Below are 26,388 nucleotides of genomic sequence, written 5' to 3'. Positions count from 1 at the left end.
CGCTTGTGGTGAAAACCTTGGCTTGACGCGCTGCTTGAAGCTATTAGTTAACTTGGTTTTCCCCATTCTCCCCATTCTCCTCACGCTCCCATACCCGAATATCGTTTCAATCCTGCACGCCACAGCAGACGATTTGCACCCAAAAATAATAATATCCAACCCATGATTGATAAAAATCCCCGCCCAACATCCACAGGTAAACCCACCAAAAGACTCGCCGGGAAATCAATCAAATAAGGAAAAGGCGTAAACATGACAACTGTTCGCACCTGTTCAGGAAAAACATCTAAAGGTGCAATTAACCCAGACAAAAACAAATAAAATAACATCCAGAAGTTTTCTAAAGCGCTAGCCCGTTCTGTCCAAAAAGCAAACAGCGCAAAGGTGTACTGAATTGTAAACCGTAAGATAAAAGCTAGCACCACTGCCAACCCAAACAATAAGAATTGCCTCAAACTCGGCAACCAAAAAGCCTGGGGATAAAGTAAAAAAAACAACCCAACCAGTAAAAATGCAAACGGTATGCGAGCAACTCTTTCCGACAAATGAGATGCCACATGGTGCCACACTGGATCTATGGGTTGTAATAACCTGGATGACAGCTTACCCTCTACTACTTCCCTTTCAAACTCCCAAATTACCCAGACAACACTAATTTGTCTGACAACAAAAACCGTGAGAAAGTAACGAGCAAAATCTACAGGATTCAAACCAAACTGCCCATTTTCCGACGCTTGTATCCAAACACCCATCAAGATAATTGGCAAAGATCCAGCCAAAACCCATAAAATCAATTCTGCCCGATACTCCACCATATAGGCATAATAAACAGACAGAAAAGTCAAAATTTTCCTAATAGTTTTTTTCATTGAAAATTACGAATTAAACAACTCCCGCCTGAAAAACTCTGCCAATCACTTCTTCCACAGGCGGCTCAGTCACTGTTAAATCAATCACCTCTAAATCCGCCAACATCTTGGATACTGTACGAGTAAGCGACTCTCGCGGTACCATAAAACTCACTGCACGCCCTTCTAATAGTTGTACATCACCATAAGACATTAGTTTTTCTTTTGGTAACGGCTCGGCTAACTCTACATGGATTTCTCTATAAGGTGCAAATTGTTCTAGTAATCCATTTAAACTGCCGTCATACATGAGTTTGCCTTGGTGAATTAATAGCACTCGCTCACATAAGGCAGTAATATCAGCCATGTAATGACTAGTTAATAATACGGTAGCTTGGTAACGTTGATTATACTCACGGAGAAAATCACGCACTGCCACCTGAGCATTTACATCAAGTCCTAGTGTGGGTTCATCTAGAAACAATACATGAGGACGGTGCAACAGCGCTGCTAACAGTTCTGCTTTCATCCGTTCGCCCAAAGACAACTTTCGCACTGGTTGGGTAAGTTTACCTTCTAGAGTCAGCATCTCTGTTAATTCCCCCACTCGTTTTTGGAATTCTTTATCAGAGATGTTGTAAACAGCAGCGTTGATTCTCAAAGAATCGAGTGCTGGTAAATCCCAGAGTAATTGCTGTTTTTGTCCCATCACCAAGGTGATTTTTTGCAAGAATGCCTCTCGGCGAAGAAACGGCACATGTCCCGCGACTTTAACTATACCGTCGGAAGGATGAATCAATCCCGTGAGCATTTTGAGCGTGGTGGTTTTACCTGCACCATTAGGCCCCAAAAAACCCACCACTTCACCAGGCGCAATTTCAAAGGAAACATTTTGAACTGCTTTAATTGAACGGTAGGTGCGGCGAAAAAAGTGGGTGAGTGTTCCTTTGATACCCGGTTCTTTGACAGCTACCGGATAAAATTTACTCAGATTTTCAACAGTAATGATTGACATAGATTTGGTATTTTCACCACAGAGGAATACAGATGCACACTGATGATTTGTCTGAGTTTATCTAGAGTTCTAGTTATTAAGATATGGGTTTTTTGGCATTGTTGATTGAGAATATGAATTTTGCCTCACGCAAAGGCAAGCCAGTGCGTTGGGCGGGTTCCCCGACTTGTAGCAACTGGCGCGCAAAGACGCGAAGACATAGAGAAAAAGAAAGGTAATTTGGCATTTTCTCCCCACTCCCTACTCCCGTACCCTTCAAGAAGCTACGCTAACGGCTGATCACGGCGAAGCCTACTCCCTACCTTCTACCTTAAACGCCCCGATCGCAAGATACTAATAATTAACCACAATCCTAATAAACTGGCAGCAGCAAAGAGAACGCTACTTAAGAAAGATAGTTGAGTTGTTTGAGCTTTGGTGGAAATAATGGCTGCTCCCATAATTAAGGAACCCACTAAAATACTAAAAGATAAGCGATTGGCAGCATCATCCATCGTCCGTCGCACACCATCCAAACCCCGGAGTGAAAGATTCCACTGTAAGGTTTCGGAGGTGACTCGATCTAATAACCGTTCAATTTGCCGGGGAGATTGTAATGAGAGACTTTTAATATCTAGGGCTGTTCTCAATAGCGATGGGATGGGATTATCTCCTAGTAATTGCCGCCGAAATAAGTCTGTAATTAATGGCTTGATTTCATCAAATAAGTTTACCTCTGGGTAAAATGATTGGGCTACTCCTTCTAGGTTAGCTAGGGTTTTGGCATATAAGCCCATGTTGCTAGGTAGGCGAATTTTATTGTTACGGGCAACTTGCAAAATTTCATAAATTACTTGACTAAAATTGATTTCTGTCAAGCTGACATTATGATACTTCCGCAACATGCGATCATAATCACTTTCTAACCTTGCCAAAATCACTGGTTGAGGAGAATCTGCTAATTGCAAAGTTAACTGAGCGCATCGCCCCGCATCTAAATCAATAATCGCCAACAGCATTTCTGTTAATATCTGCTGAGTGCGGGGATCAAGTCTACCCACCATTCCGCAATCTAAAATTGCAATGCGCCCATCGACAAGATAAAATAAATTCCCAGGATGGGGATCAGCATGAAAGAAGCCATCAATGTATAGTTGCTGAAAAAAAGCTCGAAATAGCAAAGTGGTAATGGCTTTGCGGTTGGGATCAGAACTATTACCGTTTTGCTCACTCGTCAAATCTGCTGACAGCAGAGGTACACCATCTAACCACTCCATCACCATTAACTTTTCTGTGGTCAATTCCCAGACAATTTCTGCTACCACAATTTGTTTGGGATCAAACCAACGACTACGGGATAAATTCCGTCGCAGTTCGTCTGTATAACCAGCTTCCCGCGTAAAATCTAACTCGGCTTCTAAAGCTTTGGTGAATTCTTCAGCGACAGATTTGATTTCGTAGGTTTGCCCAAAATCGGTACGTGCTACTAAATCAGCAATACCTTGAATTAAAGCGATATCTTGAGCAACTGTGATATCAATTCCCGGACGTTGCACCTTCAGCGCTACTTCTCGACCATCGATTAATGTGGCTCGATGAGTCTGGGCAATTGATCCCGCAGCTACTGCTACAGGATTAACTGTACTGAATGTTTCTTCTAGAGGACGTTTAAGTTGCTTGCGGATAACTATTTCTACTTCTACCCAAGGAACTGGTGGTACTTCGTCTTGTAGGGTAGAAAGTTCCTCAATGTAGGCAGCATTCAGTAAGTCTGGACGAGTAGATAGTAACTGACCAAGTTTGACATAAACTGGTCCCAAATCCACAAGAATGTTTTTTAATACCGCAGGTGTGGGTAACTGAGGTTCATCTGCTTTACCACCAGTCAGTAACCTTCGCATATAATCCCAGCCATTACGGAGGACTACTTCGATAATTTCTCTTTGACGGGGGACAGTTTGGGTGAGGAACATTGTGGGGAGGTGGGGAGGTGGCGAGGTTGATGGAGAAGTGGAGAGGTGGGGAGATGAGGCAGTGTGTTTTCCCCAATCCCCAATCCAGACATTCAAGTTATAATATGAAAACGGGCTATTCAGTCTCTGCCAAGGGTTTTAACTTTTACAGCTTAACAACTACAACAGTTCAGTAAATCGGGGATCGTCGGCGAGGGTTTTGAGAATCTGCTTGATTTCTTGAGTGCGTTCTTTGTTGACAATGAGGGTGACGTTGCGATCGCGCACAATCACTACATCCTCTAAACCAATAGTAACAACTACATCTTCAGGATTAGACGCATAAACAATAGCCCCTTGGGTATCCAATCCTACGTGGGTAGCGAGTTCCACATTGGGATTCTCTGCTTTTTTCAGTAAGCGTTCCAGCGCATTCCAATCTCCTAAATCATCCCACCCAAATTCTACTGGCAAGACATATGCTAAATTTGTCTTTTCCATGAGTGCATAGTCTATACTCTGTTTAGGCAATTGAGGATATATATCAGGACCTTGTTGTGCTAACGGTTCAATGATTTCTGGTGCATGGGTATATAGTTCCTTGAGAACAACTCCTGCCCGAAACACGAACATACCGCTATTCCAGCTAAAACGTTCCGTAGATAAAAAAGTTTCTGCCGTTTCACGGTTGGGCTTTTCAGTAAAGCGGTTGACGTGATAGGCTGGCAAATCATTAAAGCTACCAATCTTTTCGCCTTGTTCAATGTAGCCGTAACCAGTCGATGGGAAAGTAGGCTTGATCCCCAAAGTGACAATCGCTTCCGTGCTTGCCGCTAACTGGGTAGCAGCACTTAAAGTATTGACAAATGCTTTTTGATCAGCTATCCAATGGTCAGAGGGAAAAAAGCCAATAATAGCGTCTTCTCCGTAACGCTTTTGAATTTCCAAACTTGTCCAGGCGACGGCGGCGGCTGTGTCCCTACCCTGTGACTCAATTAATAAATTCTGAGATGGCAGTTCAGGTAGTTGTTGCCTTACACCTCCGGCTATCTGACTAGAAGTAATCACCCACAAGTTATCCCAAGAGTTGGAGATTGTTAACAGTCTATCGGCAGTTGCTTGTAATAGACTTCTAGAGCTACCATCAAGGCTTAAAAATTGTTTGGGTCTGTCTTTGCGACTCAGGGGCCAAAAACGCTCACCTTTGCCACCGGCAAGAATTACTGGGAACAATGAACTATTCATGTTGTCATACACACCTAAGTCGGAACACTATAAGTGTACAGTGAGCTTTTCCCCTGGCAAGATTTGTGGCTTCGATTAACATACCTTTCGGGAGTGGTTAAGTGGGGAGATAATTGTGATTAAACAGTTTCAATGGTCAGAAAATCAGGTCACACCGCAACAAGTACCAGAATTAGAACTGGAGGAAAGACCGCAACAAATACAATGGGCAGAAAATGAGCTAGGAATTTCACAGCCATCTCCGTCAGAACTAGAGATAGTTCCTCATCAGCCAGGAAATATTTCCCGTAGTGTTGCTGAGTCTGTAAGTGCAATTCCCAATGAGCTTTACGAGAGATTAGGCTTGACTATGCCTCGGTGGCTACTGTGGACACTGACAGTAGTTGTGGGGATCGTGTTATCTGGATTGTTGGTATCGACTTTGGCTTTGTGGACTCCTTTGTGGAGCAATCTGGACAAAACAGATGAGGAATTAGGATTTTCTGGTAAAGATGAGCAGAAAGTTCCCTTACCTGGAGAGTTGTGGGGCAAAATATCCCAGTATAAACTCTCTCGACCGATGAACATCTTAATTATGGGGGTTGATCCGGTCAAAGGTACTGTTGATGGCTCACCGGAAAGTTTTGCAGGTACCAGCGATACTATGTTGCTTGTCCGGCTTGACCCTAGTAATAAATCTATGCGGGTGCTTTCTATTCCCAGGGATACAATGATCGCTATCCCAGAACAAGGATTAACAAAGGTATCTGATGCCAATGCTCAAGGCGGCCCAGTCTTAGCAGCACGGGTTGTCAGTCGGACTTTAAATAATGCTCCTATACATCGTTATATCCGTATTTCTACTAGTGGATTAAGGCAGTTAGTCGATCAATTGGGTGGGGTAGATGTATTTGTACCCCAAAATATGGAATATCGAGATACTAGTAATCAGTTATCAATTAATTTAGTCAGTGGTTGGCAAACTCTCGACGGTGAACAGGCAGAGCAATTTGCCCGATTCCGCGAACCAGGACTAGGGGATCTCCCTAGAGTGCAGCGACAACAAGCGTTAATTACCGCTTTGCTTCAACGCCTCAATAGTCCTACAGTCTTACCCAGACTACCGCAATTAACCCGCTTAATGCGGAAGTATTTTGATACAAATCTCAAACTCGAAGAAATGATGGCTTTAGCTAATTATTCCGTGAACTTGGAACGGGATAATTTCCAAATGACCATTTTGCCGGGTACGTTCAGCCGATTTAGCCAAGACCCTAATAGTTATTGGTTGAATCTGAATGGACAACAGAGTCTATTGAATAATTATGTTGGGGTAGATGTACCTGGTCTCAAGCCAGATTTACGCCCAGTACATAACCGCAGAATTGCTATTCAAAATGCTTCCAATCAACCCCAGCTAACACAAAAAGTTATTAGCTATCTCAAACAGAAAGGCTTTACAAACGTTTACGCGGTGTCTGATTGGCCCGATACTCAACGTCAAACTCAAATTATTGTCCAGAAAGGTAACCGAGGCACAGGACTTGAGCTGAATGAAATCATCGGCTTGGGTCACGTTGATGTATCGGCAACTGGGGATTTAGAATCTGATTTGACAATTCGTATTGGTAAAGATTGGAAATAGAGTGAGTCATTAGTCATTAGTCGTTAAACTATTGGCTAATGATGATCGATCAAGTTTGTAAAGTTATGAAAAAGATTTTACTGAAATTGTTGAGTTTGATGGTGATTGTAATGTTGGCTTGGTTGTGGGTGATAATTAATCCCCAACCAGCTTTTGCTCAACTGAACACAATCAACTACAGCAATGGCAGTTTACAAAATCGTGACTTTTCCCATGCTGATTTGGCAGGTGGGACTTTTGTGGCTGCGGAGATGCGCGAGGCTAATTTTCAAGGCGCAAATTTAACTAATGCAATTCTCACTAAGGGAGTTTTATTAAAAGCTAATTTGGAAAGTGCCAACCTGACTGGCGCTTTAGTTGATCGTGTCACCTTAGATGGGGCAAATTTAAAAAATGCTATTTTCACTGAAGCGACTATGACCCGTAGTCGTTTTTTCGATGCGGACATTACAGGTGCTGATTTTACAGATGCTTTGATTGACCGCTATCAAGTGGCGTTAATGTGCGATCGCGCTACAGGAATTAATCCTGTAACTGGTGTTGCTACACGGGATAGTTTGGGGTGCCGATAGTTAAAGCATGGCACCTCAAGGGCTAGGAAGTATTTATTCTGGGTCTGTTTTTAGCTCAGGGAACAGGGACAGAGAACGGCATCATTGAACGGCATCATTACTGGAGTAATTTTCTTGAGTACTCGTTTACCGCACCAGGATTAACTAAAAAGCAAATATAGCTTAGTTAAAAATGAATATTATTTGTTTGAACGAAAAGCAAAAAGAAAAATTACAATTTCTTCTTGATGGCTATATTTAGAAATTTTGTGGTGAATGCTGCTAATGTAGAAAAACTTTTACGAGCAGCATCAGTCATCTTCCCAGGTTTCACTACTCAAAAGGTCAATAATTCGATCCCTGAGCAAAAATTCATTCTTTTCTAGCTCAATCTCAAACAAGAGCCAGTCACGATGGGGAATATATCTACATAGAGAATAAATGGGCTGTTGACGGTCAATCAGTCCCTTATTGACTAGCTGCCGTGCTTCTTCCTTAATAACCCCAATATCATATCTAACAGCAGTATCCATAGATTTTTCCTTTCTGTTTAATCAAGGAATTTTTATTCAATACCAAATTTTTTTTGGCTCTATCTTAAACTTATCAAAAAAATTAGAGTAAATTGTGAAGAATAAAAACATCTAACACTTGTCAGAGCGATCGCCTCTCTCATCCCAAGTTGTTGTTACAAAAGCAAAGGTGTATTTTCAATGCAGCGTACAAGCAATTATCTATCTTTACGCTTTGCTCACAATCGCATATCTCAACACAAATTGGTATCAGTCTTGAGATAGACACCCGCCAAAAATTTTAGGCAAAATCATTTTGCTGGCGTAAGTGCTGATATGGTCGGTATTTCCGCTTTTATCCTGGGTGTGTGGTGTATCTTCGATCCAGAAACCCCAAGCTGGGATTGATACACTCATCAGTGAAATTATTTTCTGGAGAAATCAGACTATGTTTTTGAATATTGACAAAGTTCGCCCATATTTTCCGGCACTATCAGGAAAATGGACTTTTTTCGATAATGCTGGTGGGTCACAAACTCTGAAAAAGGTTGTAGATAGAATTAGCGAATTTCTCCTAACTACTGATGTTCAGTTGGGAGCTTCTTATGAAATTTCTCAACTAGCAGGAGAGCGCGTGGCGTTGGGTACTCAGGGAATGGCTACTTTAATTAACGCCAAATCACCAAAAGAAGTGGTTATGGGGCCATCCACTACTATGATGTTAAAAATTCTGGCACTTTGTCTGAGCCAAACATTCACACCTGGCGACGAAATTATAGTTACTAATTGCGACCATGAAGCAAATATTGGTGCTTGGGTGGCTCTAGAAAAACAAGGAATTAAAGTTAAATTTTGGCAAATTCGCCCAGAGACACTAGAACTTCATTTAGAAGATTTAGACGTGTTAATAAGTCGGCGTACAAAATTAGTAGCTTTGACTCATGCTTCTAATATTTTGGGAACTATCAACCCGATTAAAGAAATTGCCAAATTTGTGCATGAGCGGGGAGCCATGATTTGTGTGGATGGAGTAGCTTATGCTCCCCATAGATTAGTGGATGTGCAAGATTTAGATGTGGATTTTTATGCTTTGAGTTGCTATAAAGTTTATGGTTCTCATTGTGCTTTACTATATGGGAAGGAAGAACATTTATTAAGCATCCCTGGACTCAACCATTATTTTATTCAACAGACAGATATTCCTTATAAATTTCAGTTAGGTAATCTTAATTTTGAATTAACTTATGGGATGCTTGGTTTATGTGATTATTTAAGTGAATTAGCACAACTACATTATGGGAATGAAACTGCACCTGAATTAAGAAATAAAATGGTGCAAGTTTTTGATTTGATGAGTGTGCATGAAGAAAAAATTAGCGATCGCCTGCTAGCATACCTCAACAGTCAGCCGAAAATCCGCGTCATTGGCCAATCAATAGCTAATCGTGAATCGCGTGTACCCACCATATCTTTTGTAGTTGACGGTGTACATAGCTCGACTATCCCTGGAAAAATCGACCCCCATCATATTGGGATTCGCTACGGTGATTTTTATGCTAAACGGCTAATCGAATCTCTGGGATTAGCTAATCAAGGTGGTATTATCCGCGTGAGTATGGTGCATTACAACACAATAGAGGAAGTTGATCGGCTGATTGAGGCTTTTGAGCAAGTGATTTCCGCTTAAGGGAGATGTGGGAGACAGATTTTGGTACAAGCCTAAATTATGTCCCACCTGCTTTTTCTTCCCCAATCCCCAATTCCCAGAGAAATTATTTCTTGGGTTTGCACTGCTGCTAACTGATTCGCTAGGCTATTGATATCCTTTTTCTTTTCAGGCGCGTTATGGATTTGGAAAGCAAAGCCACCGTCCCCACTGCTACGGATAATATAGATTTTGCTCAACCAACTAATGCTCGTCAGCCATTGGAGTTGCTACGAGACACAGAGGCTTTGCTACGACGCCCTACTGTAGCAACACTGACACCAATATTACCACCCAAGCTCAGTCACAAATTGCGCGTAGCTTCCAATGTGGCTGATGAATCTTTGCAGGAACTTGCAGAAATTAATTTAGAGCAAATTAGCGATTGGGAGCTTCGTCCTGCGCGAATCCTGATTGGTTTGAGCTTTGTGGGTTTTGGGGCGCTCATGATCCTGGTGCTACTGCTTTACTTAAACACGTTACATCCAGCACTAACTACCATTGAGCAGATTCACCAATATTGGTATCAATATGCTTGGGTTGTCAGTTTGGGTGTCACGGGAATGTTTCTCCTCGGCCGAGAAGCGATGCGTCCCGTTTCCAAGGTGCGGAAATTTAGAAGGCGTTAAGCTTTTGCTGTTGTCGGAGTGGGTGAACTAACTTTTAAGCGTTTCAACATGGCTTCTCTCGCTTGTACAGCCAGAGTGTCATCTAAAGGTTTTAAGGCGATCGCCTGCTGATACTTTAATCGCAATGCTGTTTGAATTAACCAGTCAGCTACGAAGGGATTTTTAGGTAATAAGGGGCCATGGGAATAAGTGGCGATCGCATGGCGATAAAATGCTCCTTCTGTACCATCTTCACCATTATTGCCTAAGCCATACACCACACGTCCCAAAGCTTCTACTTTACCTAACTTGGTGCGTCCGCCGTGATTTTCAAAGCCCACTAAATAAGGTTTGCTTCCCGTCATCTCTTCTAGTTCCTGAGCTAAACGAGAGGCTGTAACTTCAATTACCAAGTTACCAATACAGCGTTTAGTATTTTCCCCAGGATGTACCGAAACTAAATCGAGGATGCCTAACCCTTCAATCCTTTGTCCCCAACCAGGTTCATAATAATGTCCCAGTAGTTGGGGAGAACCACAAGTAAAAACTCCTGGTGTCCCATTTTCGATTTTTTCACGCATAGCATCAGCTTTCGCACCCTGCAAATCGCGCATGACGATTTCTTGCTGACGGTCTTGTGCGCCACCACCAACTATGACATCTACAGTTTTAATATCAGCGGCTGTAGCATTTTGATCCAAGGCTACAACCTTCACATCATATCCCCGCCACTGAGCGCGACGTTCTATAGTAATCACATTACCGCGATCGCCATAAGTACTCATCAGTGTGGGATACAGCCAACCAATAGTTAATTCTAAATTTTCAGAACTCATACAATTTTCGATTTTAGATTTGATTTTAGATTGTTAGATTAATCCCACACATAAATTATGGGACTGCTCCCCTGCTTCTTCATCATGGCGCAATCACCCGATGCATATCCAAAACTGGAGGAGCAATTTCTGTTTGGGTAAGCATATCGTGAATTTGCCCTCGGTGATGAGTTTGGTGGTTGAAAAAATGTGCTAGCAACAAACTCACCGAATCGTTGTAAATTTTACCCTGATTATTTTTGTAAGTGATTTTTCCCTGTAAGAAATCAGCATCTAGGTTGCGAATAAATATTTCGATGCGTTCATCTTCTAAAACACGGGCTGCACAAAGATCCTCGAATTTATCATAGAGGATAGCATCAAGTCCTTGAGATGGCATCTGTTGACCTGTAAAGCGTCCCATCCAGATCCGGTCACCCAACATAATATGATTCAAAGTACCGTGAATACTTTTGAAAAATGCTAGTCGAGTCTGTTTTCGGTCCATATCTGAAAGCTGTGAACAAACTTGATACAAACGACCATTTGCTAAGGTGTTGTACTGTGCTAACGTCTGGAAGTGTTGAATCAGCATATCTCATTTCTGAAAATTTTGTATTTTCTGTAACAGTTTTTTTGTAGCATTGTCACGATACTGTCAAAGTATCTACTGTGCTGTGCATTTAATTTACACATATTTAAATAACCAAAAAAATATTTTAGTAATATTTAATTTTCCTAGACAAGTATTGTGATTAAATGCTGATTCCCAGTTTAAATGGAGATTATTTATGCAGGTTCTCGAAGCTCCTAATATTACGGTGATTGCTTCTGAAAATGCGGTTCCTATTTCTCAATTGCCTCCTGTGTGGCAAGATATTGCAGCAGGAATAGCAAATGTAGGACTTGATAACCCACAAAGTTATGTGGAAATGGCGCAGTTGTTCCAATATAAACTAGCGCACGGTGATGTGGATTTATTTCATGAACGTCCAGACTTAGGTGATTTAAAATCAGCATTTTCCCAGTTATTTGGCAAATTAGCGCATGAAACTTTGGAATTTTATGGACAAGATCTTTTGATTGATAGCTATCCCAATTTTGACCAAATTATTCAAAATGTTGCATCTCAAGGAACAGAGTATGCAGATGAGACAAAAGTAGCTTATATTGCCAAGGAACTGTTTGATGAATTTGGATATGATCTACCTGCTAGTTTCTATCATGTACACCTAGCCCCCATTTATCGAGATCATGTATTTGAAGAACGCGCCTTACGTTTTGATAAACGCGACATAGTACATAAGCGTTCTTGGGATGCCGTGTTACACGCAGGAAAAGTTTTTGCTATTCAAATGAAAGTGCAAAGCATCGCTTCTAAATACGGTTTTACCTATCATCACGGTTGCGGTTGTAATTCACATCTATCTTCTATTGATAAATCTGAGGGAGAATTCAGTTATGAATTAAGCCCCCAAAAGTATCAAAGATGGATTAGAAGTTTTGTTTGGACTGCTTGGTATGAATATGCCTTCTTTCCTATTGTCCCTAATACCAGTTATTTAGTTTAGGAACATGAATTAAATAACATGTCTACACTGTCAAGGGAAAATCCGGCTCATCATGACGAAAGGGAGCCTCTTTTCGTTAGGATAATTGGGTACGAGACAGTAACTTACCCAGGCAGGTGTAAATCTAGATGAGTACTCAACAACCAGACTACAATCCTAGTGGCGTAGGGGAAATTAATGGCAACTTATTTGGTATGCCATGCGATTATGAGTCTGCTAACTTGATTGTCATTCCTGTGCCGTGGGAAGCCACTGTATCTTATGGTGCTGGTACTGCCAATGGGCCACAGCGAATTTTGGATGCTTCCATACAACTGGATTTATTCGATTTCGATCATCCTGATGGCTGGAAACAGGGAATTTTTATGCAGGAAATTTCCCAGGATATTTTAGAAAAAAACGAGTATTATCGCACCTTGGCAGCGAAGATTATTGAACGATTAGCACAAGGTAAATCACTTACAGATGCGCCCGATTTAACCCCTGTGCTAACTGAAATTAATCAAGCTGGTCAACAGATAAATGAATGGTTATTTACCCAGTGTCAGGAAGCAATTAACCAAGGGAAACGTGTTGCAGTCATTGGTGGGGATCACAGTGTACCTTTAGGTTACCTCCAAGCATTAGCCACGAAATACCCAAATTACGGCATTTTACACATTGATGCCCACGCAGATTTACGCGATGCTTATGAGGGATTTGAGTTTTCCCATGCTTCGATTATGTTTAATGGACTGAAAATACCGCAGATTTCCAAGTTAGTGCAGGTAGGCGTGCGTGATATTTCCCATGACGAAGTGGCAATGATTGATCAATCAGGCGATTGCGCTTCGCGCAGTGCCGGAGGCGATCGCATCATCGCTTATTATGATCCCATGATTAAACAAAAGCTCTACGCTGGTAGCACTTGGATTGATTTATGCCGGGAAATTATCAGTCATTTACCAGAGTATGTTTACATTAGTTTTGATGTAGATGGGCTTGATCCCAAGTTGTGTCCAAATACGGGTACTCCTGTTCCTGGTGGCTTAGAATTAGAGCAAACTTTTTGTTTATTCCGGGAATTGATAAAAAGCGATGCCTACGGCGGCAAGCCACGCAAAATTATCGGTTTTGATGTCTGCGAAGTTGGCGACGCGGAGTGGGATGGTAATGTTGGGGCGCGGACTGTTTATAAACTAGCGAATTTAATGGATTTATCATTAAGTCCATTGGACAGGATCTAATTGATAGTAGTATTGTAATTGCTCATAAAGTGCCGGATGCTGCCGTTGCAATTGGCGTGGTTTTTCATAAAATGTTTCAGTAGCCACGGCAAAAAATTCGGCGGGATTGGTAGTACCATAGCCATCCATAACAGTTTTGGCTTTTCTTTGAATATCATGACAAAGTTGTTGATATTCTGCTGTCATCACCTGCGCCCAAATAGCATAATCGGAATTGCGCTGTAAGATAGGCACACCGTTGGCTGTTCTATCCTCTTGATCTAACTGATGGGCAAATTCGTGCAGCACAACATTATGTCCATCTTTCCAGTTATCAGTATCTTGTTTAACCTGTGACCAAGACAATATCACTTGGTCTTGAGTCCATGATTCTCCCAATCGGGCCTCGCGTCTTTCTTCGACTACATAATTTCCTGTAGCCACAGTTTGATTCACAAAATATGTACCGGGATAAATCAAAATAGAACGCAGTTTCGGGAAGTATTTTCCTCGCTCGTTGAGTAAAAGTAAACAAGCAACAGCAGCAATAGTTACCTTCATTTCTGCGGTTATTTGTAATCCGCCACAGCCAATGAATTGCTTTTCTGCCAAGAATACTTGAATATGTCCCTGAAATCTTCTACGTTCATCAGGTGAAAGCTGGAGATAAATGGGCAGATGATTTTCAATGATAGCATTCCACAATGGAGGAAAAGAACGGCGTTTAATACGGTTGCGACGCTGCTTAATGATTAGGGGACTGATTAAAATACCAATCACAATTAGCCCAATGATCATAAAAACAGCAATTATTTCCACCATTGATTTTTGAGCGCCTAACCTAACGCTGTCTAATTCACATGTGCTATTTTTTACTATTTTAGACCCCTGATGCTACCACTAACCTTGTATCAGCGGTACTAGGGTTCAAAAATAAAGCTATCCGCCGACATGGAAGTGATAAAATATAGTGTAGTCATTGCTCTAATCCCCACTCTAATGAATAAAGCATTAGATGAAACGCTTTCCATTGAAATTGCTGAAAGTATAAAAAGCAAAGCTAATAAGCCATTTGATAATGCTTACAGAGCAGTATTAATTACAAAAGGTGCAAAGTATGTCCAGGGGTTTTTAGCAGTTGCTGATAAACCATCTCAACCAATTGAACATAGTTGGATGGAATTAAGCGATACTTCAGGTGATGATTCAAGTGTCAAGATTGTTGACCCCACCTTACCACATCTGCAAAAAAGTTCTCATGAGCTTTGGTACTTCGCTGCACAAAGTTGGGGTGTCAAGCAATTGAAAGCGATAATAGAAGAATCACAAGAAGATTATCCAGAAGATGACCCCTTACCAATTTATGGTGATGCACCTTATGAGTATTACGGTGATGTAATGTTGGGTGGTAAGGAATACTTAGACGCTTATCAAGCAGCAGCAGCTAAGTCTAAAGAACTTCAAGAATCCTACACCTAAAAATAAAAACCATCAGTCTCGTTTTGCGGTACTTGCTCCCACTGCTGCTGCACATGAACAGGATTAGCGGGAGCATTCTTGTTGAATTACTCCTGACCCGCAGTTTCAGGCGTTGCTGCTGGCTGTGAGGGAGCGCTTTGGCGACTACGGCGTAAAGAATCCCGCAAATTGTTTTGACTAGGAGATGGTGTATTAGCGGGAGGTGGGGTATTGGCTGTGGGACGAGGACGGCGATTTGTATTAGCTGCTGGTGCGGGTTTTGCCGCTGGTCTTGGTGCTGGTGCGGGTTTTGCCGCTGGTTTTGCTGGTGCTGAAGTAGTAGATGTTCGCTGACGCTGGACACTGCGTAAAGAATCTCTGACATTTCCTTGACTGGGAGTAGGAGTTGTCCTGGTTCCCGATGATGAGCCTGTAGCAGTATTTTGTACAGGTTGACGAGGTTGTCTGACTGGTGTTGTCGTTGTAGGACTAGAAGTTGGGGCTGGATTCACTGCTGGTGTAGGTTCTCGCCTTGCTCTAACTCTGGGTTCGCTAGTTGTTGGGGCTGGAGGGTTACTAGAACTAGGTGCTGCTGTCTGGCGACTTCTTTGTTGAGCTTGTGCTTCTTGTTGTTTTTTTCTTTCTTGGACTTGGCGGTGTCGCTGGGAACCTTGGATAGCATAATCAGTAGCTATTGAGACTCCTTGTCTACCACCTTCTGAGGGTTTTAATTTCCAATTACGCGCTTGTCTTACTGTTTCTTCATCTAATCGGCTATTGCCACTAGAGTTAACAATCCGGACATTGGTGACATTACCTTTGGCATCAGTATCAACAGCTACTTCTACTCTACCTTCGATTCCTCGTCGTTTAGCAAACTCTGGATAGTTGGTACGGCACTGGGTACAAGCTGCACGACCATCACCTGAACCACTGGAATTACTGCCAGGATTAGGAATTTGTGGTGCTGTAGGTGCTGCCGCTATGGGCGATCGCGGTACTCGTGTATTGTTAGTACTGGTCGCTGTAGTTTGTCTGGGGACGGCATTACTATCTACTGTATTAGTATTACTACTTTGAGTAGCTCTAGAATCTCTTAAGCCGCTTAAAGACTCCCTCAATTTCTCGTTACCTTGATTAGTGGGAGCAACAGCAATTGTTGATGGTGATGATTCTGAAGTTAGTAGAGATTCTAGTTTGGCAACTGCTTCCTGGCGTGGAACATTAGTAGGCTCTGGCTTTTCGGTGGTTGTTGTGGTTGGTTGTGGTTGTAGTTGCTGTTGAACTGGTTGCGGTTGTACTGGAGGCTTTTCTACACTCTCAACCTTTGGTTCTGGTGGTGTTACGAGGGGTTGTTTTGCGGCAACTACAGGAGGCTGAGGAGCAATCTGTGGCTGGGATTCCTGGACAATTTCTGTTTTTGCCGGACTAACTGGTATCTCGTTACGAGTAATAATTTGGCGAGGTTGGGGTGGTTTTGCTTCTTCTGGAATTACTTCGGGTGGTTTTTCTGGTTCTTCAGTAGGAGGATCAATAATGGCTAACTCTATTGGTGCATATTCTTCTTCAGGCGTCCTCACCAACAAATTTCCTATGCCTGAGGCCAATACGCCAATATGTAGCGCTAACGAACCAATCAGACTGTAAATCAGAAACGACTTGAGAGCCTCAACTTCTTGGGAACGATGTTTAACAGTAATTCCAGAAAAGCTCATAGTCTATTGCTACCTATTATCACTAATTTAGCTATCTTAAAACGTACTAGCTCAAAATATCAAGCGAAATAGGCAAATTATTTCCGTAATCCTACTATGGTGGGTTTTACCTGAGAATTGTAAGCATTTTCTGTAATTACAGCTTAACTTATGTCGATAAATTAGTTGCCCATCAACCCCATAAACTAAGTGTACGATTCAGCTTTATTTAAAATAATTATCAACTTATAAAAAAATCTTGCGAAATTATATCAAATATATCTGGGGTGATTGCGGATCAATCAAATTTTGATTACTTCCTCAGAAAATCAAAAAATACGATATATCCTCATCTAGTCAAATAATTAGCTAATTAACCTGCAACTATTCTGTAAATCAAGGTTATACTCCAGTTTGTGAGTTAATACTGGCATCTGTATTACTGACTAAATTACTGCTGCCAAATTGACACTTTAATTTGTCTTTTCTAAGAATAGAATAAGAGCGGAGCCTGTGTGTCACCTGAGAACTATCAAAAGATAGAAGGTTAATAGCTGGTTTTACAAAACTAGAACTAGTAAAAGTCTGTATCCGAAGTAGGCTTGTAGCATCTAAACGCTTGTAATATTTTTTATGACTTCCCTGATTCGCTTTTTGATGTGCGCCCCTGACCACTACGATGTGGACTATGTAATCAATCCCTGGATGGAAGGGAATATTCACAAGTCATCGCGCGATCGCGCCGTCGAACAGTGGCAGAAACTCTACCACATCCTTACACAACACGCCATTGTAGATTTAGTACCACCCCAAATTGGTTGGCCAGATATGGTGTTTACGGCCAATGCTGGCTTGGTGTTAGGAGATAATGTCGTCCTCAGCCGCTTTTTGCATAAAGAACGTCAGGGCGAAGAACCTTTTTTCAACAACTGGTTTGAAGAGAACGGTTATACAGTTCATTTACTGCCTAAAGACCTACCCTTTGAAGGAGCAGGGGATGCATTGTTAGATCGAGAAGGACGTTGGCTATGGGCAGGATACGGCTTTCGTTCTGAATTAGATTCTCACCCTTATTTAGCTAAATGGCTAGATATTGAGGTGCTTTCCCTGCGCCTAATTGATGAGCGGTTCTATCACCTAGATACCTGCTTCTGTCCTTTAGCTAACGGCTATTTATTGTATTATCCTGGCGCTTTTGATGCCTATTCTAACCGCTTAATCGAAATGCGTGTCGCACCTGAAAAGCGGATAGCGATTACCGAAGCCGATGCTGTCAACTTTGCCTGCAACACGGTGAACGTGGAAAGCATCGTCATCATGAACAAGGCTAGCAATACTTTAAAAACACGTTTAGCAGATGTGGGTTTTCGAGTCATTGAAACGCCACTAACTGAATTTCTCAAAGCTGGTGGTGCAGCTAAATGTCTCACCCTGCGCGTAACGGAACCACTACATGCAGAAATCCGTGCCAATGTCTCGGTAGAAAGCCGAATTATTCGTCTAGAAGGGCATTTGCTCGACTCTGGTTTAATTAATCGGGCTTTGGATTTGATTGTGGATGCTGGGGGTAGCTTCCAAGTGATGAATTTCAACTTGGGAGAACAACGGCAAAGTACTTCAGCCGCTGAGGTGAGAGTGTCAGCGCCTTCCCATGAGGTGATGGAAGAAATCATCTCTGAGTTAATCGATTTGGGTGCGGTAGATTTGCCCCACGATGAACGGGATGCCAAACTAGAACCTGTGATCCAAAATGGGGTTGCTCCTGATGATTTTTACGTCAGTACGATTTATCCCACAGAAGTGCGGATTAACGGTGAATGGGTGAAGGTACAAAATCAGCGCATGGATGGGGCGATCGCCATTACTCAAAGCCCCGATGGTCTAGTGGCAAGGTGTAAAATTTTACGCGATCTAGAAGTTGATGACCGGGTAGTTGTGGATGTACTAGGTATCCGCACCATCCGCAAAACAGAATCACGAGAACAGCGGAATGCTCAAGAATTCAGCTTTATGTCAGCGGGAGTTTCTAGCGAACGGCGCGTGGAACTGGTAGTTGAGCAAGTAGCCTGGGAATTACGGAAAATTAGAGATGCTGGCGGTAAAGTAGTTGTCACAGCGGGGCCTGTGGTGATTCACACTGGTGGTGGCGAACATCTATCACAACTAATTCGGGAAGGATACGTACAAGCACTGTTGGGTGGCAATGCGATCGCAGTCCATGACATCGAGCAAAATATGATGGGCACATCCTTGGGGATGGATATGAAGCGGGGTGTCGCTGTGCGTGGTGGACACCGCCATCATCTCAAGGTAATTAATACTATCCGTCGTTATGGCAGTATTGCCAAAGCTGTGGAGACGGGAGTAATTAAAAGTGGCGTGATGTATGAATGTGTCTCGAATAATATACCTTTTGTGTTAGCTGGTTCCATTCGTGATGACGGGCCTTTACCTGATACCGAAATGAATTTGATTACAGCACAAGAGGAATACGCCAAACAGATTGAGGGTGCGGAGATGATTTTGATGTTGTCATCGATGCTGCACTCCATTGGGGTGGGAAATATGACTCCGGCTGGGGTGAAAATGGTCTGTGTCGATATTAATCCAGCTGTGGTTACTAAGTTAAGCGATCGCGGTTCTGTGGAATCGGTGGGTGTGGTGACTGATGTGGGTTTGTTCCTCAGTTTGTTGATTCAGCAGTTGGATAAGTTGACAAGTCCCTATGTTGCTAATGTAGGTTAAGAAATGTCTCACGCAAAGACGCAAAGGCGCGAAGAAGAAGAATGGTAAGGGTAGCTTTTAAGGATGAGTTACGGGTTAATTGGGTCAGTTTTGTTGCTGACTTTATGCTGGTGGGGATGGTTTTCGGCCCGCCTCTTGCTCCTTTTTTGGCGGCGTCTGATGTGTTTTTGTTGGGGAGGATTGCGGACATTATTTATTTCATGGGTAATCATGTGTGTCCGCAACCAAATATGGGACTTGATTTAGCGCCCCCGTTGATTATGGCTGTGTGTATGCGCTGCTATGGTACTGTGACGGGGTTGCTAATTACTCGGTTGTTGTATGGGGTGACTGATGGTAGGGGTTTTTATTGGTTGAGTCAGTATGGTTGGAATGGTGCGGCGCTGGCTAGTGTGTTGATGATGGCTTATCCTTTGGAATTGGCGGCCCAGGTGTTTGGGTTATGGGATTTTAATAATTATCTGGTGACACCTTTTGGTTTGATTACGGGTTTGGCTTGGGGTTTGTTTACTATGCCAATTTTGCATGAGTCGCAGCATGGTAACAGCGCTAGGTAAGCAGATACACTTCAGCTGCGAATGGCATAGAATTGAAAAATAAGTTCACCTATAGTAACCCTATGGCCAAGACATCATCGATCAATGTGATTATGCAACAATTAGATGCCCTTTCTTTAGCAGAACTGCTAGAAGTTAAGGCAAGAGTCGATGCGTTGGTTGAGGCAAAATTTTCGCCTTTTAGTCAAATACGACAAGATTTTTCTGATCGTAAATATAATTACTTGACTCCCAGTACTGGCATTCTTGGAAGCTATCACCAAATGACGTTCGTTTCGAGTCAGACGAGAGACATTGATATTACTGACTTTGAGGGATTTGTTGAACCAAAAACAAACGGGGACGATTCGTTAGAAAAAGTCCTAGGCTTAGTTGATGAATGGATGGCCGATGAATCAGGATACGATGACGAAGCATACCCTCAGATTGAAGCAGCTTTAAATCACAATTGGCGGACTGCATAACCATCAAATGGGCAATGTTATATTACTAGACACTCATCCTCTGAGTAAAGTAACACATCCAAAAATAGAACCGAAAATTAGTAAATGGCTACAATCTTTACAGAATACTGAAACTGCTATACGTGTGCCTGAGATAGCTGACTATGAGCTGCGGCGGGAATTATTGAGACAAGGAAAGGAAAAGAGTATAAATCGCCTCAACAAACTTAGTCAAACTTGCTTAATACCAATCACCCCAGAAACAATGCAGAAAGCAGCAGAATTGTGGGCATGGGTGCGAAATCAAGGTAAGCCGACTGCCAGCAATGATAGTTTGGACGGTGATGTCATTCTTGTGGCTCAGGCTATTCTCCAGTTACCAAGTTTTGATGAAGTCGTAATTGTCACCACAAACTTAAAACACATATCGCGGTTTGAGAGTAAAGGGATATGTGTAGCTGATTGGCAGCAAACTCTAAATAACTGTGGTAAAAATGACTAAATAACACAATAATTACTTTAAATTGCCTCTATATACTGATTAATATACTTTCTGGGTAAACTAAAAACAACACTGATAAACCATGCATTATCAGGCTTGTAACTAAATACAGCTAACTCAGAAGGCTATATAAAATGATTAATACTAGTTACGACTTTGACCAAGCAATTCTACCTACAGGTTCTTCATTAAAGACAAATATTCTGCTCCGGTTTCGGGCTGATGTTGCCGAATCTCCCCGACGTGATCTGAATTTATCTCTAGTAATTGACCGTTCTGGCTCTATGGCTGGTGGTGCTTTGCATCATGCACTCAAAGCTGCCGAATCTGTAGTAGATCAACTTGAGTCAAATGATATTCTCTCGGTGGTGGTTTACGACGACGAAGTAGATACCGTTGTGCAACCCCAAGCTGTAACTGATAAGTCTGCATTGAAAACCTCTATTCGCAGAGTCAGAGCCGGGGGTATTACTAACTTATCTGGGGGTTGGCTGCAAGGTTGCGAACATGTGAAGTCACAACTCGATCCACAAAAAATAAACCGTGTGCTTTTGCTTACCGATGGCCACGCCAACATGGGCATTCAAGACCCCAAAGTACTCACAGCGACATCCGGAAAAAAAGCTGAGGAAGGTATCACTACAACTACCTTGGGTTTTGACCAAGGTTTTAATGAAGATTTGTTGATTGGGATGGCAAGAGCCGCCAATGGTAATTTCTATTTTATCCAAAGTATTGATGAGGCTACAGAAGTATTTAGCATTGAGCTAGATAGTCTCAGAGCAGTGGTAGGTCAAAATCTGAAGGTGACACTGGAATTAGCTGATGGTGTCAGCCTTGTAGACACCTTAAGTTTGGCTACAGTCAGTCAAAATGAAACTGGTCAAACTGTGATTAGCTTGGGCGAACTGTACGAGGGAGAAGATAAACTTTTGGGGTTGAGTCTAGAGATAGCAGCCGCCGCAATTGGTGATTTACCTGTGATGAAGTTGCATTACAGCGCTGATGTTATCCAAGATGAAATAATTCAAAGTGTTTCTGGTATGGCCGATGTTATTGCCAAAGTTGGCACTGTAGAAGAATCCGCGATCGCATCTTCTAGTCATATTATCTTAGAACTCAGCCGCCTCACTATTGCTAAAGCCAAAGAAATTGCTCTGAATTTAGCTGAACATGGCAAACATGAAGAAGCTGAACAAATTTTGCGTGAGTTAATTAAAGAGTTACGGGATAAAGGATTAAATGAGAACTTTGAAATTGCTGAGGAAATAGATCAGTTAGAGTATTTCGCCAGTCGCATCGCGCAAAAAGCTCTAGGTAATGCTGGGAGAAAAGAACTGCGAGATCAAAGTTACCAAACCATGAACCGCAACCGGAGCGATTTAGTGGGGCGTGGTGTGACAGCTGGCGATGAAGTCTACGCGATGTCTGTGGTGAATGAAGTTGGTTCTGGTGTGGAACTACACTGTGTTCGGGAAGCAGGTAAATTGCGAGTTAAAGTCAAGTCTGACGGTTACGATGTTAGCAAGAACGTCCAATTTCCGCGAGCTATTCGTGCTGAAGGCGCACGTTATGTGGTTGAAAAACTAGAACTTTCCAGCGATGGTAGTTTCTACCGTGTAGAAGGTACAATTACCCGTCTGACTCAACCTGGTGAACCAGATATTTTTGTTACCCGCAGATCATCCCAACGAGTTAGCACAGGTAAAGCCGCCAAAGGCCCGGCTAGTGCAGCTGACTTAGCCACGACTGACACTGTGGACGACAAAATTTTAGTGCAGTGTGTCAAAGAAGGGAGCAAACTCAGAGCTAGGGTAGTTTCTGACGGCTATGAACCAGATTGGAATATGCGCTTTCCTCGGACGGTGCGTGAAGAAGGAATGCTGTACGTTGTTGATGAAGTGAAAACAGCACCCGATGGCAAATCTTACATAGCCTGTGGTGACATTAAACGATTTGTGCAACCCGGTGTTTAAGTATTGGGGATTGGGGAGATGAGGAAAATGAGGAAAATGAGGGAGATGAAAAACAAAAATTTTAGTACTAATGCAAAGTATTTCCCACTACTCCCTACTCCCTAATTTCTTTACGCTTCCACTACTGGATGATACTCATCTGGATTATTAAAACCTGCAATCCAGGCTGCTGCTTGATGACAATTTCGCATGTATGGGGGAACGCGCAGGACGTGAATGTGTCCGGTGGATGGACAGGTTACTTTTAATACCATTAATGGTTCGTCATCTTCTAGGGGTATGGATACAAGTTGACGTTCTCCGCCAGTATCTTGATCGCGATCGCGGATTAATCCGCCTACTTGCTGTAAAAATGTTTCATATCCCAAACGCTCAATCAGTACACGGCGCAATTCTACATTCTCGATATTGAGTATCTCTTGTCCTGTAAGAGTGTGTGAGGCAAAGGCAATTTCATCTGTCACCCTTACACCCCGCCAGTACAAAACGAAACCATGTCCCGCAGGTAAGTTAGTAATACCGCTACCAGCTAATTCAATCCAATTAGTGACGTGAAGACCTGGAGGTAAGGTAGTTAAGTTTACACAGTCTGTAATATCTAGGCTTTCACTTGTGAGATTTTCTGGAAGTTGGTAAAGATGCGCTGCACCGCTTAAATCTAGATGACCCAAAACACGTATTCCATCCCAGGCGCGATGTTCTAAAATCAGTTTTCGCCCACGTTCAGGTGATACAGGTTCATGGTTAATATCAGGGCTTTGTTTTACAGGTTTTTTCGGAATACGCCCATTGGACATCATGTTGAGCATTAGTCCTCTACCTCTATGTAAGCATCTGGACGGTATTCACGTTGTTTCCAGACTCGGTAAAGTCCTTGGGGTAATTCAATGGCTCGATGTTCTTCGTGAATTAAGGTGGCGCTTGGTTCTTTGATTTCGAGAAATAGGTCACTACCATTTGCCCACAATTGAGCGGCATGGGATTGTTGAATGCGATGGCTATGTCCTGTAACTTCACCGTAAGCTAGAGTAGTACCTACGCGTTTTTGTGCGTCTACAGGTAGGGTGGCTATCCGTCTGATGAGAACGTCGCCATGTCTGTAGAGAGTTTCGGTTTGGGAGTGGTTGCGATCGTTGTTCATTCTTTTTTTATATGGTGTTTTAATTTACTGCTTGGGTACAGGAGTTGGTTAAAATTACCTTATAATCTGTTTTATTGAAAAACTTAAGGATTGATTTAAGATTTTCAGATTTAAGATAGATAAACTTTTATGCTATTTGTTGTCAATTTTACTGCCAAACAGACATTCTTTTGTATGCTAACCTAAATTAAAATTAAATTTGACTAACAATGAATATAGATGAATAGTAGTAAAAAATATTTTATAAATAAATTTCTAAGTTTGGCTTTGATGGTGTTTATACTCATCATCGTTACGCCTTTTGCTTATTCTCAGGATAATGCTCCACCCACTGACAAGGCTCCAGCTGTTAGTAAGATAGATGGCGCTCCTGTCGTTTTGGGAGATCAAACATTATTTGTTATTAAAGCAGGTGTCGGCTCGTTTTCAGCATCAGAGCGATCGCAGGCGGTGACAAACAGAATTGAAACAATGGCTAAAGACCTCACAGTCCCGGTTAATTCTTTAAAAATTTCTGACCAGCCAAGTACAACAAATATCTTATCTGGTGATAAAGTTATATTTACAATTACAGATGGTGATGCCAAAGCAGCAGGTCAAACAACACAAGAACTTGCCAATGAATATGTCCAAAAAATTAGTATTACTATCACCCAGTATAGACAAGATCGTAGTTTTAAAAATATTCTATTTGGAGTTTTTTATACATTTATTTCTACCGTTGCCCTTGTAATAATTTTCAAGGTTTGCAATCAGATATTTAAGAAAATATTTAATTTGATCCATAATTGGCAAGGAAGAAGCATACCTGCTATTCGGATTCAAAACTTTGAGCTTTTGCCTGCATCACGAATCACCTATGTTTTAAATAATGTTATTAAGGCGACTCGCCTACTACTGGTTCTGGGAGTCCTCTCTATCTATATTCCATTAGTATTGAGTTTTTTCCCCTGGACTCGACAAACTAGTACAAATCTATGGAATTATCTATTCTTAGCTTTAGAAAGTGCTATCCAGGGATTAGTTGCTTATTTACCTCAACTGATTTCCCTAGCTATAATTATTATTTGTGCCTATTATGTTATTAGGTTTATTCGACCCATTTTTAGGGAATTAGGCAACGGAAGTTTATCTTTACCTGGATTTTATCCAGAATGGGCAGAACCAACTTTTAAATTAGCATTATTTTTAATAATCGCTTTGGCATTGGTAGTGGCGTTGCCTTTTTTGCCTGGATTTGGTTCACCAGCATTTCAGGGAGTTTCGGTTTTCTTGGGTGTTCTGTTATCACTCGGTTCATCGGCAGCTGTCGCTAATATTGTTGCAGGAGTTATTCTAATTTATACTCGCGCTTTTAGAATTGGCGATCGCATTAAGATTAACGATGCGATTGGTGATATTGTCGAAAAAACCTTGTTTGTGACACGGATTCGCACAATCAAAAATGTCGTCATTACTATCCCAAATGGCACAGTGCTAACCAGCCAAATTACCAACTATAGCGCTCTAGCTCAAGACCCAAACTATTATTTAGTTTTGCACACTACGGTAACTCTTGGCTATGACTTACCGTGGCGAAAAGTTCATCAGGTCTTAATTGATGCTGCGCTAGCAACGCAACATGTTTTAACAGAACCTGCCCCGTTTATATTACAAACAAGTTTGGATGATTTCTATGTAAGTTATGAAATAAATGCTTATACAAATCAGCCCACTTTAATGGCGAGAATTTACTCAGAACTCCATCAGAATATTCAGGATAAATGCAACGAAGCAGATATGGAAATTCTTTCTCCACATTATTCAGCAATTCGAGATGGTAATCAAATTACCATTCCCGAAAATTACTTACCTAAAGACTATAAAGCACCGGGCTTTCGCCTCTCTCCCTTTGATAATTTGTTAAATCCATCAAATGGCCAAGAATCTGGGTCAACTCAGCAAGAATAGTGACATACTCCTACACTGATGCTATCGCATACAGTGTAGGCTTCTCACCAAATCCATCTATCAGCCAACAAATAATTATATTGAGCGCATAGCATAGACAGCCATCGGTCTATTGCTGCTGCTTGTTGTTTTGTTGGGCGTAATCTGTACTGGTATGCTGTTCTCAACTGTTTATCACCACCTTTGTAAATCAGTGCTATGTTTTTAGTATACACTGATTTTAATTTAAGTCTACATCCGAATGGCACTAAGAAAAGCGGAAAGGTATGCAGGATAAGGACTACAGCTTTTA

Annotated in this window: 24 protein-coding genes and 1 pseudogene; 13 read left to right on the top strand and 12 right to left on the bottom strand. The window is 41.9% G+C overall.

Features of this window, described 5'->3' with window-relative positions:
• Positions 1-80: 80 nt before the first annotated feature.
• The 4 genes from ACM0OT_RS19180 to ACM0OT_RS19165 all read right to left on the bottom strand — a co-directional run bounded on the left by ACM0OT_RS19180 (position 81) and on the right by ACM0OT_RS19165 (position 5,039).
• Entirely contained in the window at positions 81-869 is a 789-nt protein-coding gene (locus ACM0OT_RS19180; RefSeq protein ID WP_414566003.1) for an ABC transporter permease, read from the bottom strand.
• Between the two features lie 13 nt (positions 870-882).
• Positions 883-1,863, bottom strand: coding sequence for an ABC transporter ATP-binding protein (locus ACM0OT_RS19175; RefSeq protein WP_414566002.1), 981 nt, complete (start codon positions 1,861-1,863; stop codon positions 883-885).
• A 305-nt stretch (positions 1,864-2,168) separates the two neighbouring features.
• A complete protein-coding gene (locus ACM0OT_RS19170) occupies positions 2,169-3,815 on the bottom strand; it encodes an ABC1 kinase family protein (RefSeq protein WP_414566069.1) in 1,647 nt (548 codons plus the stop codon).
• A gap of 159 nt (positions 3,816-3,974) precedes the next feature.
• Positions 3,975-5,039 (bottom strand): mannose-1-phosphate guanylyltransferase, encoded by a 1,065-nt coding sequence (locus ACM0OT_RS19165; protein WP_414566001.1) that lies wholly within the window; start codon positions 5,037-5,039, stop codon positions 3,975-3,977.
• 115 nt (positions 5,040-5,154) lie between these two features.
• Between ACM0OT_RS19165 and ACM0OT_RS19160 the strand changes: the two genes are divergently transcribed.
• Together ACM0OT_RS19160 and ACM0OT_RS19155 are read left to right on the top strand one after the other, a co-directional pair.
• Positions 5,155-6,663 carry an LCP family protein gene (locus tag ACM0OT_RS19160; RefSeq protein WP_414566000.1) on the top strand — a complete coding sequence of 503 codons (1,509 nt, stop codon included), beginning with the start codon at positions 5,155-5,157 and terminating at the stop codon, positions 6,661-6,663.
• A gap of 65 nt (positions 6,664-6,728) precedes the next feature.
• Positions 6,729-7,235 (top strand): pentapeptide repeat-containing protein, encoded by a 507-nt coding sequence (locus ACM0OT_RS19155; RefSeq protein ID WP_414565999.1) that lies wholly within the window; start codon positions 6,729-6,731, stop codon positions 7,233-7,235.
• Positions 7,236-7,525: 290 nt separating this feature from the next.
• Here ACM0OT_RS19155 and ACM0OT_RS19150 read toward each other — a convergent pair whose 3' ends face one another.
• Positions 7,526-7,747 (bottom strand): DUF4327 family protein, encoded by a 222-nt coding sequence (locus ACM0OT_RS19150; RefSeq protein WP_414541858.1) that lies wholly within the window; start codon positions 7,745-7,747, stop codon positions 7,526-7,528.
• Between the two features lie 427 nt (positions 7,748-8,174).
• Between ACM0OT_RS19150 and ACM0OT_RS19145 the strand changes: the two genes are divergently transcribed.
• Both ACM0OT_RS19145 and ACM0OT_RS19140 read left to right on the top strand, forming a co-directional pair.
• The gene (locus ACM0OT_RS19145; RefSeq protein WP_414565998.1) at positions 8,175-9,413 is read left to right on the top strand and encodes a cysteine desulfurase-like protein; all 1,239 of its coding nucleotides are present in this window, start codon (positions 8,175-8,177) and stop codon (positions 9,411-9,413) included.
• A gap of 158 nt (positions 9,414-9,571) precedes the next feature.
• Complete coding sequence (locus tag ACM0OT_RS19140; RefSeq protein ID WP_414565997.1) at positions 9,572-10,060, top strand: hypothetical protein; 489 nt, start codon at positions 9,572-9,574, stop codon at positions 10,058-10,060.
• Here ACM0OT_RS19140 and ACM0OT_RS19135 read toward each other — a convergent pair.
• Both ACM0OT_RS19135 and ACM0OT_RS19130 read right to left on the bottom strand, forming a co-directional pair.
• Complete coding sequence (locus ACM0OT_RS19135) at positions 10,057-10,875, bottom strand: type 1 glutamine amidotransferase (protein ID WP_414565996.1); 819 nt, start codon at positions 10,873-10,875, stop codon at positions 10,057-10,059. The two genes, ACM0OT_RS19140 and ACM0OT_RS19135, sit on opposite strands and share 4 nt — an antisense overlap.
• A gap of 82 nt (positions 10,876-10,957) precedes the next feature.
• Entirely contained in the window at positions 10,958-11,449 is a 492-nt protein-coding gene (locus tag ACM0OT_RS19130; protein WP_414565995.1) for a DinB family protein, read from the bottom strand.
• A gap of 196 nt (positions 11,450-11,645) precedes the next feature.
• On the opposite strand from ACM0OT_RS19130, the gene ACM0OT_RS19125 reads away from it, so the two are divergent.
• A complete protein-coding gene (locus ACM0OT_RS19125) occupies positions 11,646-12,425 on the top strand; it encodes a hypothetical protein (RefSeq protein ID WP_414565994.1) in 780 nt (259 codons plus the stop codon).
• Between the two features lie 128 nt (positions 12,426-12,553).
• On the top strand, positions 12,554-13,651 hold the full coding sequence (gene speB / locus ACM0OT_RS19120) for an agmatinase SpeB (protein ID WP_414565993.1): 1,098 nt from the start codon (positions 12,554-12,556) through the stop codon (positions 13,649-13,651).
• On the opposite strand, the gene ACM0OT_RS19115 is transcribed toward speB, so the two are convergent.
• Complete coding sequence (locus ACM0OT_RS19115) at positions 13,628-14,452, bottom strand: M90 family metallopeptidase (RefSeq protein ID WP_414565992.1); 825 nt, start codon at positions 14,450-14,452, stop codon at positions 13,628-13,630. The two genes, speB and ACM0OT_RS19115, sit on opposite strands and share 24 nt — an antisense overlap.
• A 177-nt stretch (positions 14,453-14,629) precedes the next feature.
• Here ACM0OT_RS19115 and ACM0OT_RS19110 point away from each other — a divergent pair, with 177 nt between their 5' ends.
• Positions 14,630-15,109 (top strand): hypothetical protein, encoded by a 480-nt coding sequence (locus ACM0OT_RS19110; RefSeq protein WP_414565991.1) that lies wholly within the window; start codon positions 14,630-14,632, stop codon positions 15,107-15,109.
• 86 nt (positions 15,110-15,195) lie between these two features.
• Here the strand turns inward: ACM0OT_RS19110 and ACM0OT_RS19105 are convergent, their stop codons facing one another.
• The gene (locus tag ACM0OT_RS19105) at positions 15,196-16,803 is read right to left on the bottom strand and encodes an energy transducer TonB (RefSeq protein WP_414565990.1); all 1,608 of its coding nucleotides are present in this window, start codon (positions 16,801-16,803) and stop codon (positions 15,196-15,198) included.
• A 612-nt stretch (positions 16,804-17,415) separates the two neighbouring features.
• Between ACM0OT_RS19105 and ACM0OT_RS19100 the strand changes: the two genes are divergently transcribed.
• The 5 genes from ACM0OT_RS19100 (at position 17,416) to ACM0OT_RS19080 (ending at position 23,005) form a co-directional block, all read left to right on the top strand.
• Positions 17,416-19,527, top strand: coding sequence for a TIGR00300 family protein (locus ACM0OT_RS19100; RefSeq protein WP_414565989.1), 2,112 nt, complete (start codon positions 17,416-17,418; stop codon positions 19,525-19,527).
• 41 nt (positions 19,528-19,568) lie between these two features.
• Positions 19,569-20,084, top strand: coding sequence for a DUF2085 domain-containing protein (locus ACM0OT_RS19095; RefSeq protein ID WP_414565988.1), 516 nt, complete (start codon positions 19,569-19,571; stop codon positions 20,082-20,084).
• Positions 20,085-20,176: 92 nt separating this feature from the next.
• Entirely contained in the window at positions 20,177-20,548 is a 372-nt protein-coding gene (locus tag ACM0OT_RS19090; protein WP_414565987.1) for a hypothetical protein, read from the top strand.
• A 7-nt stretch (positions 20,549-20,555) separates the two neighbouring features.
• Positions 20,556-21,029 (top strand): type II toxin-antitoxin system VapC family toxin, encoded by a 474-nt coding sequence (locus ACM0OT_RS19085; protein WP_414565986.1) that lies wholly within the window; start codon positions 20,556-20,558, stop codon positions 21,027-21,029.
• Between the two features lie 134 nt (positions 21,030-21,163).
• Entirely contained in the window at positions 21,164-23,005 is a 1,842-nt protein-coding gene (locus tag ACM0OT_RS19080) for a vWA domain-containing protein (protein ID WP_414565985.1), read from the top strand.
• A 110-nt stretch (positions 23,006-23,115) separates the two neighbouring features.
• Here ACM0OT_RS19080 and ACM0OT_RS19075 read toward each other — a convergent pair whose 3' ends face one another.
• Together ACM0OT_RS19075 and ACM0OT_RS19070 are read right to left on the bottom strand one after the other, a co-directional pair.
• Positions 23,116-23,814, bottom strand: coding sequence for a DUF6745 domain-containing protein (locus tag ACM0OT_RS19075; RefSeq protein ID WP_414565984.1), 699 nt, complete (start codon positions 23,812-23,814; stop codon positions 23,116-23,118).
• On the bottom strand, positions 23,814-24,146 hold the full coding sequence (locus tag ACM0OT_RS19070; RefSeq protein ID WP_414565983.1) for a hypothetical protein: 333 nt from the start codon (positions 24,144-24,146) through the stop codon (positions 23,814-23,816). Before ACM0OT_RS19070 ends, ACM0OT_RS19075 begins: the two co-directional genes overlap by 1 nt.
• Positions 24,147-24,365: 219 nt before the next feature.
• Here ACM0OT_RS19070 and ACM0OT_RS19065 point away from each other — a divergent pair, with 219 nt between their 5' ends.
• Positions 24,366-26,096: a mechanosensitive ion channel family protein gene (locus tag ACM0OT_RS19065; protein ID WP_414565982.1), complete on the top strand. Its 1,731-nt coding sequence runs from the start codon at positions 24,366-24,368 to the stop codon at positions 26,094-26,096.
• 47 nt (positions 26,097-26,143) lie between these two features.
• On the opposite strand, the pseudogene ACM0OT_RS19060 reads toward ACM0OT_RS19065, so the two are convergent.
• Positions 26,144-26,263 (bottom strand): annotated as a pseudogene (locus tag ACM0OT_RS19060) (helix-turn-helix domain-containing protein); the annotation flags it as partial.
• Positions 26,264-26,388: the final 125 nt, after the last annotated feature.

Origin of the sequence: Anabaena sp. CCY 9613 (genome assembly GCF_963920895.1) — a bacterium.
Lineage (GTDB): Bacteria > Cyanobacteriota > Cyanobacteriia > Cyanobacteriales > Nostocaceae > Cyanocohniella.
Note: the sequence above shows the minus strand (reverse complement) of the source record. Positions and strands in the feature narration are given on the sequence as shown.

Bases quoted from the DNA above. Each gene is read 5' to 3' on its own strand.
- ACM0OT_RS19180 (WP_414566003.1), bottom strand. From the start codon at position 869: ATGAAAAAAACTATTAGGAAAATTTTGACTTTTCTGTCTGTTTATTAT.
- ACM0OT_RS19175 (WP_414566002.1), bottom strand. From the start codon at position 1,863: ATGTCAATCATTACTGTTGAAAATCTGAGTAAATTTTATCCGGTAGCT.
- ACM0OT_RS19170 (WP_414566069.1), bottom strand. From the start codon at position 3,815: ATGTTCCTCACCCAAACTGTCCCCCGTCAAAGAGAAATTATCGAAGTA.
- ACM0OT_RS19165 (WP_414566001.1), bottom strand. From the start codon at position 5,039: ATGAATAGTTCATTGTTCCCAGTAATTCTTGCCGGTGGCAAAGGTGAG.
- ACM0OT_RS19155 (WP_414565999.1), top strand. From the start codon at position 6,729: ATGAAAAAGATTTTACTGAAATTGTTGAGTTTGATGGTGATTGTAATG.
- ACM0OT_RS19150 (WP_414541858.1), bottom strand. From the start codon at position 7,747: ATGGATACTGCTGTTAGATATGATATTGGGGTTATTAAGGAAGAAGCA.
- ACM0OT_RS19145 (WP_414565998.1), top strand. From the start codon at position 8,175: ATGTTTTTGAATATTGACAAAGTTCGCCCATATTTTCCGGCACTATCA.
- ACM0OT_RS19140 (WP_414565997.1), top strand. From the start codon at position 9,572: ATGGATTTGGAAAGCAAAGCCACCGTCCCCACTGCTACGGATAATATA.
- ACM0OT_RS19135 (WP_414565996.1), bottom strand. From the start codon at position 10,875: ATGAGTTCTGAAAATTTAGAATTAACTATTGGTTGGCTGTATCCCACA.
- ACM0OT_RS19130 (WP_414565995.1), bottom strand. From the start codon at position 11,449: ATGCTGATTCAACACTTCCAGACGTTAGCACAGTACAACACCTTAGCA.
- ACM0OT_RS19125 (WP_414565994.1), top strand. From the start codon at position 11,646: ATGCAGGTTCTCGAAGCTCCTAATATTACGGTGATTGCTTCTGAAAAT.
- speB (WP_414565993.1), top strand. From the start codon at position 12,554: ATGAGTACTCAACAACCAGACTACAATCCTAGTGGCGTAGGGGAAATT.
- ACM0OT_RS19115 (WP_414565992.1), bottom strand. From the start codon at position 14,452: ATGGTGGAAATAATTGCTGTTTTTATGATCATTGGGCTAATTGTGATT.
- ACM0OT_RS19110 (WP_414565991.1), top strand. From the start codon at position 14,630: ATGAATAAAGCATTAGATGAAACGCTTTCCATTGAAATTGCTGAAAGT.
- ACM0OT_RS19105 (WP_414565990.1), bottom strand. From the start codon at position 16,803: ATGAGCTTTTCTGGAATTACTGTTAAACATCGTTCCCAAGAAGTTGAG.
- ACM0OT_RS19100 (WP_414565989.1), top strand. From the start codon at position 17,416: ATGACTTCCCTGATTCGCTTTTTGATGTGCGCCCCTGACCACTACGAT.
- ACM0OT_RS19095 (WP_414565988.1), top strand. From the start codon at position 19,569: ATGGTAAGGGTAGCTTTTAAGGATGAGTTACGGGTTAATTGGGTCAGT.
- ACM0OT_RS19090 (WP_414565987.1), top strand. From the start codon at position 20,177: ATGCAACAATTAGATGCCCTTTCTTTAGCAGAACTGCTAGAAGTTAAG.
- ACM0OT_RS19085 (WP_414565986.1), top strand. From the start codon at position 20,556: ATGGGCAATGTTATATTACTAGACACTCATCCTCTGAGTAAAGTAACA.
- ACM0OT_RS19080 (WP_414565985.1), top strand. From the start codon at position 21,164: ATGATTAATACTAGTTACGACTTTGACCAAGCAATTCTACCTACAGGT.
- ACM0OT_RS19075 (WP_414565984.1), bottom strand. From the start codon at position 23,814: ATGCTCAACATGATGTCCAATGGGCGTATTCCGAAAAAACCTGTAAAA.
- ACM0OT_RS19070 (WP_414565983.1), bottom strand. From the start codon at position 24,146: ATGAACAACGATCGCAACCACTCCCAAACCGAAACTCTCTACAGACAT.
- ACM0OT_RS19065 (WP_414565982.1), top strand. From the start codon at position 24,366: ATGAATAGTAGTAAAAAATATTTTATAAATAAATTTCTAAGTTTGGCT.